13 protein-coding genes are annotated in these 11,949 nt (G+C 67.1%); 8 read left to right on the plus strand and 5 right to left on the minus strand.

The window, feature by feature from the left end:
• Positions 1 to 163: 163 nt before the first annotated feature.
• Positions 164 to 946, minus strand: a complete 783-nt coding sequence (locus tag K9U40_RS11435) for a phosphodiesterase (RefSeq protein ID WP_282890321.1) — start codon at positions 944 to 946, stop codon at positions 164 to 166.
• Between the two features lie 333 nt (positions 947 to 1,279).
• Here K9U40_RS11435 and K9U40_RS11440 point away from each other — a divergent pair, with 333 nt between their 5' ends.
• From K9U40_RS11440 to K9U40_RS11470, 7 genes are all read left to right on the plus strand, one after another.
• Positions 1,280 to 2,578: an ABC transporter substrate-binding protein gene (locus K9U40_RS11440; RefSeq protein ID WP_282890322.1), complete on the plus strand. Its 1,299-nt coding sequence runs from the start codon at positions 1,280 to 1,282 to the stop codon at positions 2,576 to 2,578.
• A gap of 69 nt (positions 2,579 to 2,647) precedes the next feature.
• Positions 2,648 to 3,550: a carbohydrate ABC transporter permease gene (locus tag K9U40_RS11445; RefSeq protein ID WP_282890323.1), complete on the plus strand. Its 903-nt coding sequence runs from the start codon at positions 2,648 to 2,650 to the stop codon at positions 3,548 to 3,550.
• A gap of 5 nt (positions 3,551 to 3,555) precedes the next feature.
• The gene (locus tag K9U40_RS11450; RefSeq protein WP_282890324.1) at positions 3,556 to 4,443 is read left to right on the plus strand and encodes a carbohydrate ABC transporter permease; all 888 of its coding nucleotides are present in this window, start codon (positions 3,556 to 3,558) and stop codon (positions 4,441 to 4,443) included.
• A 10-nt stretch (positions 4,444 to 4,453) separates the two neighbouring features.
• Entirely contained in the window at positions 4,454 to 5,539 is a 1,086-nt protein-coding gene (locus K9U40_RS11455) for an ABC transporter ATP-binding protein (protein WP_282890325.1), read from the plus strand.
• 15 nt (positions 5,540 to 5,554) lie between these two features.
• Positions 5,555 to 6,367, plus strand: a complete 813-nt coding sequence (locus K9U40_RS11460; protein WP_282890326.1) for a DeoR/GlpR family DNA-binding transcription regulator — start codon at positions 5,555 to 5,557, stop codon at positions 6,365 to 6,367.
• On the plus strand, positions 6,357 to 7,181 hold the full coding sequence (gene hisN, locus K9U40_RS11465) for a histidinol-phosphatase (protein WP_282890327.1): 825 nt from the start codon (positions 6,357 to 6,359) through the stop codon (positions 7,179 to 7,181). Before K9U40_RS11460 ends, hisN begins: the two co-directional genes overlap by 11 nt.
• Positions 7,182 to 7,345: 164 nt before the next feature.
• Complete coding sequence (locus tag K9U40_RS11470) at positions 7,346 to 7,468, plus strand: hypothetical protein (RefSeq protein WP_282890328.1); 123 nt, start codon at positions 7,346 to 7,348, stop codon at positions 7,466 to 7,468.
• A 23-nt stretch (positions 7,469 to 7,491) separates the two neighbouring features.
• Here K9U40_RS11470 and K9U40_RS11475 read toward each other — a convergent pair whose 3' ends face one another.
• The 3 genes from K9U40_RS11475 to ahpC all read right to left on the minus strand — a co-directional run bounded on the left by K9U40_RS11475 (position 7,492) and on the right by ahpC (position 10,763).
• A complete protein-coding gene (locus K9U40_RS11475; protein ID WP_282890329.1) occupies positions 7,492 to 8,400 on the minus strand; it encodes a LysR substrate-binding domain-containing protein in 909 nt (302 codons plus the stop codon).
• Between the two features lie 58 nt (positions 8,401 to 8,458).
• The gene (ahpF, locus tag K9U40_RS11480; protein WP_282890330.1) at positions 8,459 to 10,048 is read right to left on the minus strand and encodes an alkyl hydroperoxide reductase subunit F; all 1,590 of its coding nucleotides are present in this window, start codon (positions 10,046 to 10,048) and stop codon (positions 8,459 to 8,461) included.
• Between the two features lie 151 nt (positions 10,049 to 10,199).
• Positions 10,200 to 10,763 carry an alkyl hydroperoxide reductase subunit C gene (gene ahpC, locus K9U40_RS11485; protein WP_282890331.1) on the minus strand — a complete coding sequence of 188 codons (564 nt, stop codon included), beginning with the start codon at positions 10,761 to 10,763 and terminating at the stop codon, positions 10,200 to 10,202.
• Positions 10,764 to 11,081: 318 nt separating this feature from the next.
• On the opposite strand from ahpC, the gene K9U40_RS11490 reads away from it, so the two are divergent.
• Positions 11,082 to 11,498 (plus strand): hypothetical protein, encoded by a 417-nt coding sequence (locus K9U40_RS11490; protein ID WP_282890332.1) that lies wholly within the window; start codon positions 11,082 to 11,084, stop codon positions 11,496 to 11,498.
• A gap of 12 nt (positions 11,499 to 11,510) precedes the next feature.
• On the opposite strand, the gene K9U40_RS11495 is transcribed toward K9U40_RS11490, so the two are convergent.
• Positions 11,511 to 11,949: MarR family winged helix-turn-helix transcriptional regulator (locus K9U40_RS11495; RefSeq protein ID WP_432715913.1), on the minus strand; the 439-nt coding region annotated here is incomplete at its 5' end.

Below are 11,949 nucleotides of genomic sequence, written 5' to 3' on the forward strand. Positions count from 1 at the left end.
CACAAATCCCGCCCGACGCCTTCCGCTCCAGCCATTTATGCGACAGAAGTGTGATCTTTATGTCACAAATCAGTCTACACGAAGACCTGCCCCTGCGCCACCCCCGGCTGCATTTAGCCTTAAGCAATTACCTACAAGGCCGGGGCAGCGAACGCAGGACCGGTCAGCCGGCGGCAGCGCCGTCCTGCGGACCCGGCACCAGATAGGACACCAGCGCCCCGCCCACGATCTGATGCAGCGCGATCTGTGGCGACTCGCGCACCACGCGGAAGGCACCGGGCGCATCAAGGTCGAGGGCGAACTGATGGCTCGCCGAGGGGGCGATGAAGGCGCGGTGGCCGGCGAAGCGGCCCGTCACCGCCCGGTGGACATGGCCGCACAGGATGCCCGCCACATCGCCGCGCCCGGCCAGTAGTTCCTCCAGTTCCGCTCGGCCGTCGCGCAGGCCGATGCCGTCCATGGCGGCAATGCCGGTCTCGAACGGCGGGTGATGCATGAAGATGAGGATGGGCCGCCCGTCATGGCGCGCGAGCACGCTTTCCAGCCAGTCCAGCTGCGCCGCCCCGATGGCCCCGTGACCTCGGCCCTCCACCAGCGTGTCGAGGCCGATCACGGCCAGGCCCGACGCCTCCACCACATGGCCCAGATGCCCCGCCGCCTGCCCGGTGCGGGACCCGAGCGCGGCCTGCATCGGGCCGCGCAGGTCGTGATTGCCCGGCACCGCGGAGAATGCGATGCCGAGGCGATCGAGTCCCGCGCGCACGAAGGCGTATTCCGCCTCCGTCCCGGTTTCGGCAAGGTCGCCGCTGACGAGAAGCAGATCGGGCCTGGGGACGAGCCCGGCGAGGTGCGCCACCAGGCGCTCGAATGCCGCGCGCGTGTCCACCTCGCCGACACGCGCCCCCGCGACGGTGACGTGGAAATCCGTGAGCTGGGCAATCATCATGGCCCCTTCTCCACATGCTCCGGGCGCGGCGCGGGCGCCGGCCACATGGTTTCGTCCCTGTTTTCTAGGCGGTGCAGACCAGGGCGTCGAGGGATGCGAGGGAAAATGTGGTTATTTGTGCATCTTGCTCAATTTATGGTCTCGAATTCCAACTTCCCCAAAGTTAAGGTCATATCACTGTCACTGTTCTGACCTTAGAACGCCAGCGCCGGACAATGCTGCAAAGGCAACGGCGCCGCCCCGGGAGATCCATCCGAATGCCCCTCCAGCCGCCGTCCGGTGGCGGACGGCGCGCGCCTGCCTGATGCCCATTCGCTCTGTGAGAGGAACGAGATGTCGGTCAATTCCACATTTTCCCACATTTCCCGGCGCGGCGTCCTCGTCGGCGGCGCGGCGGCGGCGGTTGCCGGCCTGAGCGGAGGCCGCGCCTTCGCTTCGGACAAGGTGAAACTGCAGTTCATGTATCCGGTCGGGGTGTCGGGCGACATCAACAGGCTGGTCACGGCGATGATCTCCCAGTTCAACGCCGCGCACGAAAAGATCGAAGTCGAAGCCATCTATGCCGGCAGCTACGACAATACCGAGCAGAAGGTGATCACGGCGCTGGGCGTGGGTGATCCGCCCGCCACCTGGCTGCCCATCAACTCGGCGCTCCAGACCTTCCTCGGCCTCGATGCCCTCGCCGACATCACCGCCAAGGCGAAGGCCGACGACATCTACCAGGATTTCCTGCCCGGCTTCCTGGAGACCTGCATTTCCGACGGCAAGCTCTATGGCCTGCCGTTCCAGCCCTCCACCCCGGTGCTCTATCTCAACAAGGACGCGCTGAAGGCGGCCGGCATCACCAAGGCGCCCGTCACCTGGACCGAGCTGCTGGACGTGGCCAAGGCGCTCACCATCCGCGAGAACGGCGAGCTGAAGCGCTGGGGCCTCACCATCGGCGGCGGCTGGCACGACTGGATCTTCGAGTGCTACTGCCGCCAGAACGCCCTGGTGCCCTGGACCAAGGACAAGGTGCTGTTCGACAAGCCCGAAGCGGTGGACGCCCTCGAATTCTGGGTGAAGATGGTGCAGGCGGGCGTCATGCCGCCGGCCTCCACCTGGGAAGGCTCGGCCAACGACTTCATGGCGGGCCGCACCGCCATGCTCTACCACTCCACCGGCTCGCTCACGAACCTGCGCAAGTCCTCCCCGTTCGAGGTGGATGTCGCCTTCATGCCGAAGAACAAGACCTTCGGCGCCTGCCAGGGCGGCGGCCCCATCATGATCGCCAGGAAGCAGACCGACGCCCAGATCGAGGCGAGCTGGACCTTCGCGCGCTGGATGACCTCCACCCAGGTGCAGTCCCAGTGGAGCCGCGACACCGGCTATCTCGCGGTGCGCAAGTCCGCCTGGGAGACGCCGGAGATGAAGGCCTATCTGGAGAAGGTGCCTCAGGCCAGGGTGGCGCTGGAGCAGGCCGCCTATGCCGGCGCCTTCCTGCAGGTGCCGGGCTATCACAAGGTGCGCGAATATCTCAAGAGCGCCCTCGACCGGACGCTGGCCGGCTCGGTCAAGCCCGACGTGGCGCTGAAGGAGGCGGCGGACAACTCCAACCGCGAGATCCAGCGCCTCCTGCGCCGGCGCTCCTGACACGACCGGGCGTCCGCCTTCGGGCGGGCGCCCCTCACCGGAAAGATCATTGCGAAGATGAGGATCGGCATGGTCACAGGTCCCGCCCTGCGCGCCCACGTCCGCGAAGCCGGGCTCGCCTATCTGCTGCTTGCGCCCTCGCTGGTCTTCCTCGCCGCCTTCACCTACTGGCCCATCATCCGCTCCGTCTGGTTCAGCTTCCACGACGTGATGCTGGGGTCGGACAAGATCTTCTTCCTGGGGCTTGAGAACTACCAGCGACTGTGGACCGACGCCCTGTTCTGGAAGTCTCTCGCCAACACCGCCTTCTACACGCTGGTGACCATTCCCAGCGCCATCGCCTGCGCGCTTCTGCTCGCCGTCGCCCTCGACAGCAAGCTGCGCGGCATGACCTTCTATCGCTCCGCCTTCTTCTATCCGGTGATGATCCCGTCCGTGGCGGCCGGCATGGTGTGGGTGTTCCTCTACGCCCCCGGCTACGGCCCCATCAACCACGCGCTGGCGCTCTTCGGCCTGCCCAAGCTCGAATGGCTCTACGACAGCAACACGGCCATGATCGCCATCATCATCATGAGCATCTGGAAATATTCCGGCTACTTCATGCTGATCCTGCTGGCGGCCCTGCAGATGATCCCCTCGGACCTCCACGAGGCGGCGCGCCTCGACGGGGTGTCGGCCTGGAACCGACTCATCCACATCACCATCCCGCTGATCTCGCCGACGCTCTACTTCGTCATCATCATCGGGCTGCTGCATTCCTACCAGATCTTCGACTATGTCTACGTGATGACGCAGGGCGGACCTGCGGATGCCACCAACGTGCTCACCTTCTACATCTACCAGAACGGCTTCCAGTATCAGGACATCGGCTACGCCTCGACGCTGGCGAACGTGCTGCTGCTGTTCGTGGGCGGCCTCATCACCCTCGTCGCGCTGGTGTTCGGCCGGCGGGTCCACTACCTCGGACGGTGACACGGATGGCGACCCTGCAGGATCCCCTCGAATTGTCCGCCCCCGCCACCTCCCGCGGCACGCTTGCCCACATGCGCGCCACTCTGAGGCGGAACTGGCTGCATGTCCTGCTGCTGCCGCTGCTGGCGCTGTGGGCGAGCCCCCTGGTGTGGATCGTCGTCACCTCGCTGAAGACGCGGGTGGAGGTGTTCGATCCCAATGCCGGCTTCCTGCCCGCCATCGCCCAATGGAGCAACTATCCCGCGGCCATGGCGGTGGCGCCGTTCGGCACCTATCTCGTCAACTCGGTGCTGGTGACGGGCGGCATCCTCATCTGCGAGCTGGTGACCATCACCCTTGCCGCCTATGCCTTCGCGCGGCTGAGCTTTCCCGGCAAGAACATCCTCTTCACCCTGTTCCTGCTGCAGATCATGTTTCCCATCTACGCCACCTTCCTCACCAATTTCGTCACGGTGCGGGAGCTGGGCATCCTCAATTCCCTGCCGGCGCTGATCGTGCCGTTCGTGGCGTCCGGCTACGGCACGTTCATGCTGCGCCAGGCCTTCCGGCAGGTGCCCACCGAGCTTGCGGACGCGGCGCGGCTCGACGGCTGCGGCCATCTCGGCATCCTGTGGCACGTCTACCTGCCGCTGGTGAAGCCGACGCTGGTGGCCTTCTCCATCATCGCCGTGGTGACCCACTGGAACGACTATATGTGGCCGCTCCTCGTCACCAATTCCGAAAGCGTGCGCACCCTGCCCATCGGCCTCGGCCTGCTGGCGAAATCCGACAGCGGCGCCGACTGGACGCGGCTGATGGCGGCAACGGTGGTGGTGGTGTCGCCGCTGCTGTTGTTCTTCGTCATCTTCCAGCGCCGCTTCGTGGACAGCTTCATGCACGCGGGTCTGAAGTAGGGGTTTAGGCATGGCCGAGGTTGTTCTTCAGGGCGTCAGCAAGTCCTACCAGGGCCGCCCCACCGTGCACGGGGTGGACCTCGCGGTGGCGGACAGGGAGTTCATGGTTCTCGTCGGCCCCTCCGGCTGCGGCAAGTCCACCACGCTGCGCATGGTGGCCGGGCTGGAGGAGATCACCGCCGGACGCCTCCTCATCGACGGGCGGGACGTAACCCATGCCGAGCCGCAGAAGCGCGACATCGCCATGGTGTTCCAGTCCTATGCCCTCTATCCGCACATGACCGCCTACCGGAACATGGCGTTCGGCCTGCTGAAGACCTCGAAGCTGCCCAAGGCGGAGATCGACCGGCGCATCGGCGAGGCGGCGGAGATCCTCCACATCACCCACCTGCTGGAGCGCAAGCCCAACGCGCTCTCCGGCGGCGAGCGCCAGCGCGTCGCCATCGGCCGGGCGCTGGTGCGCCAGCCCAAGGTGTTCCTGTTCGACGAGCCGCTCTCCAACCTCGACGCCAAGCTGCGTACCCACATGCGGGGCGAGCTGAAGCGCCTGCACAAGGAGCTCGGCCTGACCGTCATCTACGTCACCCACGACCAGATCGAGGCCATGACGCTGGGCACGCGGGTAGCCATCCTCTCGGAAGGGCGGCTCCAGCAGGTGGGCGCGCCCATGGACCTCTACATGCGCCCGGCCAACACCTTCGTGGCCACCTTCATCGGCTCGCCGGAAATGAGCCTCCTGCGCTGCGCGCTGCGGCCCAACGGTGCCGGCAGCGTGGTGCACCATCCGCGCTTCGACACCCACATCCCCGGCGCCCTCGAGCGGGCGGAACCCGGCGACATCCTTCTGGGCGTGCGGCCGGAGGAGGTCACGCTCAGCCCGCCCGAGACGCCCGCCATGGCGCGGGGCACGGTGGAGCGCACGGAGCTGATCGGCTCGGAGGCGCTCGCCGAGATCCGCATGGGCGACGACCGGCTGATGGCGCGCACGCCGGTGATGCAGGCCCCGGACGTGGGCGCCGAGGTGGGCCTCAGCTTCGACATGGCGCGCGTGCGCCTGTTCGACGCGGCCACCGGCCGCGCCCTGGCGCGACTCTAGGCCGGGAGACGCGACATGGCCCAGACCGTGCGCCAGCAGCAGATCGTGGACCTGCTGCGCGACCGCCGCTCCCTCACCATCGCCGACCTCGCCGGGCATTTCCAGGTGTCCGACGAGACCATCAGGCGCGACCTGAAGGCGCTGGCCGAGGCTGGCATGGTGGACAAGTTCCATGGCGGCGTGCGCCTCAACGTCGCCGATTGGGAAGCCCCTTTCGACCGGCGCCTGCGCGAGCAGGCCGGGGCCAAGCGGCGCATCGCCCTCGCGGCGGCGGAGCTGATCGAGGAGGACGCCACCATCCTGCTCGACAATTCCTCCACCTCCTGCTTCCTCGCCCAGGTGCTGGCGCCGCGCGCCGGGCGGCTCACCGCCATCACCTTCTCGGTGGAGGTGGCGCAGATCCTCTCCTCCGCCGGGCGACACCATCGCGTGATCCTGCCGGGCGGCGAACTGAGGGCGGACGACCGCACCATCATCGGCCCCTCGGCCATTGATTTCGCCTCCCAGTTCACGCCCAGCCTGTTCGTGATGTCGGTGGCGGCGGCCTCCCCCACGCGCGGCTGCATGGATTTCGACCTGTTCGAGACCGAGTTCAAGCGCGCCATGATCCCGCTCGCCGACAAGGTGATGCTGCTCCTCGACAGCTCGAAATACACCAAGCCCGGCCTGATCCAGGTGTGCGACTGGCCGTCCGTTGACATCCTCGTCACCGAGGACGGCCCGCCCGCCGCCATCCGCACCGCGCTGGAGCATGCCCGCATCGTCCTTGCCCCCGCCATCGCCGAGACCGGCGACGGCCATGGCCGCAGGCCCGCTTATGCTGAATAGCCCCCTATCCGCCGGCGCCGGCCTTGATCTGGCCGCCTTCGCCGAGGCGCTCGCGGACCGCGCCCGGCCGCTGGCACTGGCCCATTTCCGCACCCCCATCGGCATCGAGTGGAAGGCGGACGCGAGCCCCGTCACCATCGCCGACCGCGCCATCGAGCGCGCCCTGCGCGAGGCCATCGCCCGGTGCTTTCCCGAACACGGCATTCTCGGCGAGGAAGAGGCGGCGGTGGGCATCGACCGGCCGGTGGTGTGGGTCATCGACCCCATCGACGGCACCAAGAGCTTCATTACCGGCCTGCCCCTGTTCGGCACGCTCATCGCGGCGGTGGTCGAGGGACGCCCGGAGGTGGGCATCATCGAGGTCCCCGCCCTGGGCGACCGCTGGGTGGGCACCGCCGGCGGCACGACCCGGCTCAACGGCGCGCCGTGCCGCACCAGCGCCGTCACCCGGCTGAAGGATGCCCGGCTCTATGCCACCGCCCCCGACATGTTCGCGGGAGGCGAGACCACCGCCTTCGAGGCGCTGGCGGAACAGGTGGGCCTGCGCCGCTTCGGCGGCGACTGCTACGCCTACGGCCTGCTCGCCAGCGGCCATGTGGACCTGGTGGCCGAGGCCAGCCTGAAGCCCTATGACTTCATGGCCCTGGTGCCGGTGGTGGAAAGCGCCGGCGGCGTCATCACCGACTGGACCGGCGCGCCGCTCGGCATCTTCTCGGGCGGCCGGGTGGTCGCTGCCGCCAATGCGACGCTCCATGCCCAGGCCCTGGACATCCTGCGGTCCACATCTGAACCGGATGGACCCGGCGCGGGTTGATCACCCGGCTTGCGGGACAACCGGACGCTGCAACACGAATGGTGCGTAGCATGGAAGACCCGCCCGGCCGGAGCCCGCCGCCGCACACGGGGATCCCCCGAACGGAGGTGGGCAACGGAGGTCGCGCCATGAGCTCTTCCATGAGCTTTTGCATGAGCTTTTGCATGAGCTTTTCCGTCACGCTGATGGACCTCGCGGGCTTCGCCGCCTTGCTTTCGTGGGGCATCGTGCGCGACCTGAAGCTGGTGAACTCCCATGTGGTGGCGGCCGCGGCCCCGAACCCATGAAGCTGTCCTGAGGGCCGCGCTCGTCAGTGCCGGGGCGACAGCAGATCCTGCGGCAGGGCCCGGCACACCTGCGCCACCTCGGCCAGCAGCCGGCCCATGGCGGAGGTCTTGCGCCAGAGCATGGCGATCTGCCGGCTGGGCTTGGAATCGCTGAATTCCAGAAGATGGATGTTCTCGGCCGGCTGGGCCGGATTGCGCGTCGCCAGCATGGGGAGCAGCGTCATGCCCACCCCCGCCGCCACCATCTGGCGCAGGGTTTCAAGGCTCGTGGCGCGAAATTCCGACTTCTCCCGCGCCCCCGAGAGCTGGCACACGTCCAGCGCCTGATCGCGCAGGCAGTGGCCGTCCTCCAGCAGCATCAGATTGTAGCTGGACAGCTCGTTGATGGAGAGCAGGTCGCGCGACGCCAGCACGTGGTTGCCCGGCACGGCGAGGAGGAAGGGCTCCTCGAACAGGAACTCGCTGTGAAACTGCGGCTCGTGCACCGGCAACGCCAGGAAGGCGGCATCCAGCGTGCCGTAATTCAGGCGGGAGATCAGGGCGGCGCTCTTCTCCTCGAACAGCAGCAGCTCCAGATCCGGGAAGCGGGCGCGGATCAGCGGCACCACATGGGGCAGAAGATAGGGGCCGAGGGTCGGGAACACGCCGAGCTTGAGGGCGCCGGCCTCCGCCGCGCAGCTGCGGCGGGCGCCTTCCTTCAATTGCTCCACCTCGTCGAGGATGCGCCGCGCCCGCTCCACCGCCTCGCGGCCGGCGGGGGTGAGCATGACCCGGCGCGGCGCCCGCTCCACCAGCGGCACGCCCAGTTCCTCCTCCAGCTTGCGCAGCTGGGTGGAGAGGGTGGGCTGGCTGACGAGGCACGCCTCGGCCGCCCGCCGGAAGTTCCGGTGGTCGGCCAGGGCGACGAGATATTGCAGTTCGCGCAGGGTCATCGCGGGCGGCCCCCGCTGGACGCCGCCCGGTTGGGGAGCGGGAAGCCGGCCCGGCCGGTCACGCGGCCTTCACCGCCTCTTCCTTCGGCGCGCTGGAGCGGATGAGGTGATCGAAGGCGGAAAGCGAGGCCTTGGCGCCTTCGCCCAGCGCGATCACGATCTGCTTGTAGGGCACGGTGGTGCAGTCGCCGGCGGCGAACACGCCGGGCACCGAGGTCTGCCCATGGGCGTCCACCACGATCTCGCCGCGGGGGGAGAGTTCCACCACGCCCTTCAGCCACTCGGTGTTGGGCAGAAGGCCGATCTGCACGAAGATGCCTTCCAACTCCACCTTCACGCTGTCGCCGGTGGTGCGGTTCTCGTAAACGAGGCCGCTCACCTTCTGGCCGTCGCCCAGCACTTCGGTGGTCTTCGCCGAGGTGAGGATGGTGACGTTGGGCAGGCTCTTGAGCTTGCGCTGGAGCACGTCGTCGGCGCGCAGCGCGCTGTCGAACTCGATCAGCGTCACATGGGCGACGATGCCGGCAAGGTCGATGGCCGCTTCCACGCCGGAATTGCCGCCGCCGATCACCGCCACGCGCTTGCCCTTGAACAGGGGGCCGTCGCAATGGGGGCAATAGGCCACGCCCTTGTTGCGATAGGTATCCTCGCCCGGCACGTTCATCTGCCGCCAGCGGGCGCCGGTGGCGAGAATCACGGTCTTGGAGCGCAGGCTGGCGCCGTTGGCGAACTCCACCTCGATGATGTCGGCGCCGGGCACCAGCTTCACCGCCTTCTGGAGATTGAGGATCTCCACCTCATACTCGCGCACGTGCTGCTCCAGCGCGGCGGCGAGCTTGGGGCCTTCCGTGTAGGGCACGGAGATGAAATTCTCGATGGCCATGGTGTCCAGCACCTGCCCGCCGAAGCGCTCGGCGGCGACGCCGGTGCGGATGCCCTTGCGCGCCGCATAGACGGCCGCCGTGGCGCCGGCGGGACCGCCGCCCACCACCAGCACGTCGAAGCGGTTCATCTCGCTCATGCGGGCGGCCTCGCGCGCGCCGGCCCCTTTGTCGAGCTTGGCGACGATCTCCTCGACGCCCATGCGGCCCTGCCCGAACACCTCGCCATTGAGATAGATGGTGGGCACCGACATGACCTGCCGGGCCTCCACTTCCTTCTGGAACAGGGCGCCGTCGATGGCCACGTGGCGGATCTTCGGGTTCAGCACCGCCATGAGGTTGAGGGCCTGCACCACGTCCGGGCAGTTCTGGCAGGACTGGGAGAAATAGGTCTCGAAGGCGAAGTCGCCATCCAGCGCCTTGATCTGCTCGATGACCTCGGGCTCGAGCTTGGGCGGATAGCCGCCGGTCTGCAGCAGCGCCAGCACCAGGGAGGTGAATTCATGGCCCATGGGCAGGCCGGCGAAGGTGAGCGCGATGCTTTCGCCGGGGCTCGACAGGGCGAACGAGGGCACGCGGGCGCCGGCGGCGTCGCCATCGCGGCGCGCGGCAACGGTGACCTTGGCGGAGCAGTCGGTGATGTCGGCGAGCAGCTCCAGCATCTCCGTGGACTTGGCACCGTCATCCACGAAGGCGGTGATTTCGACGGGTCGGACCAGCCGCTCCAGATACGCCTTGAGCTGGGTCTTCATGGCTGTGTCGAGCATGGCAATTCTCCGACGAATGCTTGGAAAACAACAAGGTGCTCCGCATCCGCCGCGCGCAGGGCGCGCGGAAGATGCCACCCTAAATCCGCCACGCGCAGAGCGCGCGGCGGAGGGGATGGGCCCTCCCCGGTGAGAGGACCCGGATTTTGCCTCAGATCTTGCCGACGAGGTCGAGCGAGGGGGCAAGGGTCGCCTCGCCTTCCTGCCACTTGGCCGGGCAGACCTCGCCAGGATGGGAGGCGACGTACTGCGCAGCCTTGATCTTCCGCAAAAGCTCGGTGGCGTCGCGGCCGATACCCTCGGCGGTGACTTCCACGGCCTGGATGATGCCGTTGGGGTCCACGATGAAGGTGCCGCGGTCGGCAAGGCCCTGGCCCGCGCGCATCACCTCGAAATTGTTGGTGATGGCGCCGTTGGCGTCACCAAGCATGGCGTACTGCACCTTGCCGATGGTCTCGGACGAATCGTGCCACGCCTTGTGGGTGAAATGGGTGTCGGTGGAAACGGAATAGATCTCCACGCCGAGCTTCTTGAACTCTTCGTAGTGGTCGGCGAGGTCACCCAGTTCGGTGGGGCACACGAAAGTGAAATCGGCCGGATAGAAGAAGAACACCGACCACTTACCGGCGAGATCGGCTTCGGACACCTCGATGAACTTGCCTTCCTTGAAAGCCGTGGTCTTGAAGGGCTTGACCGGAGTATTGACGAGGGACATGGCAATTCCTTGGGTGGCTGTTGCGGTGCGAGAGGCTGGAGCCTTCGCAACGCAACATAAGGCCGGGCTAGAGATAAATGAAATAGATAAGATTGTCGATATTGATAGATATTAGCTATCGCAAAAGCGCCCAAGCGCTTCATTTCGCGGCGAAAGCCCGTGAAACGGGCCGGCGGGAAAAGCGGGGGCGCGGCCGAAAGTGCGGTGCGACATTTGCGCGCGACTGCAGCCCCCGCCCCCGTCCTGGTGAGTCGTACCCCTGTCAATCCCTTCAACTAGAGTCGGGGTCGAGATGAACCGGTCCGGCTTGGTGCAGATATGACCGACAATCCGGTGTCCAAATCGGAAGAGCGCGCCCTCCTCCGCAAGCTCATATTCCAGAGCGTCAACGAACTTGCCGATCTCCCCCTACAACGGCGCACGTGGCTGAACCCACCCACCCCCAGTCCGCATTGGAGCTACGTGGAGTTCTGCTGTTCATATCCCGACCTCGATCAACTGACTTTCGATCGAGACCACAACATCATCTCGGCTGATGAGTTCGAGGCGCTGATCCCGCTTTGCGATGCCATCATCGCTCACGATCCTCCAGGCAGCCGCCCCTGTGATCATGTGGCGATCCTCAATGATCCTGCCTGGCATGAGGTCATCACCCTTGCGGAGCGGGTCCGGCAACGCCTCATCGTGCTCGTAAGCGCCCCCGAGGAGCGCCAGTGCCTTCTGGATCGGGCCTGAGCCCCGCCCCCCCTATCGCAGCCGCGCCAGCAGTTTCAGCAGCATGCCGCGCTCGGCCGAATCGAGCGGAGCCAGCGTCTCCTCGGTGATGGCGAAGGCGTTGGGCGTGGCGCGGGCGATGACCGCGCGCCCGGCCTGCGTGGGCTCAACCACCAGAAGCCGCGCGTCCTCCGGGTCCGGCCGGGTCTCCACGAAGCCGCGCCGCGCGAGGCGGTCCACCACGCCCTTGATGGTGGCGGCATCCATGGCGGTGTGGCGGCCCAGCAGGTTCTGCGAGCAGGGGCCGGTCTCGGCCAGCTTCGCCAGCGCCGCCCATTGGGTCATGGTGAGGTCGTCGCCGATCTTCGCCGCGAACAGCGTGGCATGGCGCTGCGCCACCTGGCGCAGCATGAAGCCCACCTGCTCGTCGAGGATATAGGGCGCTGGCGCCTTGGCGCGCCGCGCCGGGCGG

This window comes from Xanthobacter autotrophicus (genome assembly GCF_030015065.1).
GTDB classification, from domain to species: domain Bacteria; phylum Pseudomonadota; class Alphaproteobacteria; order Rhizobiales; family Xanthobacteraceae; genus Xanthobacter; species Xanthobacter autotrophicus_D.

What these genes read in the sequence shown, in the direction of transcription:
- K9U40_RS11445 (WP_282890323.1), top strand. Translation starts at nt 2,648, where the DNA reads ATGGTCACAGGTCCCGCCCTGCGCGCCCACGTCCGCGAAGCCGGGCTC.
- K9U40_RS11470 (WP_282890328.1), top strand. Translation starts at nt 7,346, where the DNA reads ATGAGCTTTTCCGTCACGCTGATGGACCTCGCGGGCTTCGCCGCCTTG.
- ahpF (WP_282890330.1), bottom strand. Translation starts at nt 10,048, where the DNA reads ATGCTCGACACAGCCATGAAGACCCAGCTCAAGGCGTATCTGGAGCGG.
- K9U40_RS11440 (WP_282890322.1), top strand. Translation starts at nt 1,280, where the DNA reads ATGTCGGTCAATTCCACATTTTCCCACATTTCCCGGCGCGGCGTCCTC.
- K9U40_RS11460 (WP_282890326.1), top strand. Translation starts at nt 5,555, where the DNA reads ATGGCCCAGACCGTGCGCCAGCAGCAGATCGTGGACCTGCTGCGCGAC.
- K9U40_RS11455 (WP_282890325.1), top strand. Translation starts at nt 4,454, where the DNA reads ATGGCCGAGGTTGTTCTTCAGGGCGTCAGCAAGTCCTACCAGGGCCGC.
- hisN (WP_282890327.1), top strand. Translation starts at nt 6,357, where the DNA reads ATGCTGAATAGCCCCCTATCCGCCGGCGCCGGCCTTGATCTGGCCGCC.
- K9U40_RS11450 (WP_282890324.1), top strand. Translation starts at nt 3,556, where the DNA reads ATGGCGACCCTGCAGGATCCCCTCGAATTGTCCGCCCCCGCCACCTCC.
- K9U40_RS11475 (WP_282890329.1), bottom strand. Translation starts at nt 8,400, where the DNA reads ATGACCCTGCGCGAACTGCAATATCTCGTCGCCCTGGCCGACCACCGG.
- K9U40_RS11435 (WP_282890321.1), bottom strand. Translation starts at nt 946, where the DNA reads ATGATGATTGCCCAGCTCACGGATTTCCACGTCACCGTCGCGGGGGCG.
- ahpC (WP_282890331.1), bottom strand. Translation starts at nt 10,763, where the DNA reads ATGTCCCTCGTCAATACTCCGGTCAAGCCCTTCAAGACCACGGCTTTC.
- K9U40_RS11490 (WP_282890332.1), top strand. Translation starts at nt 11,082, where the DNA reads ATGACCGACAATCCGGTGTCCAAATCGGAAGAGCGCGCCCTCCTCCGC.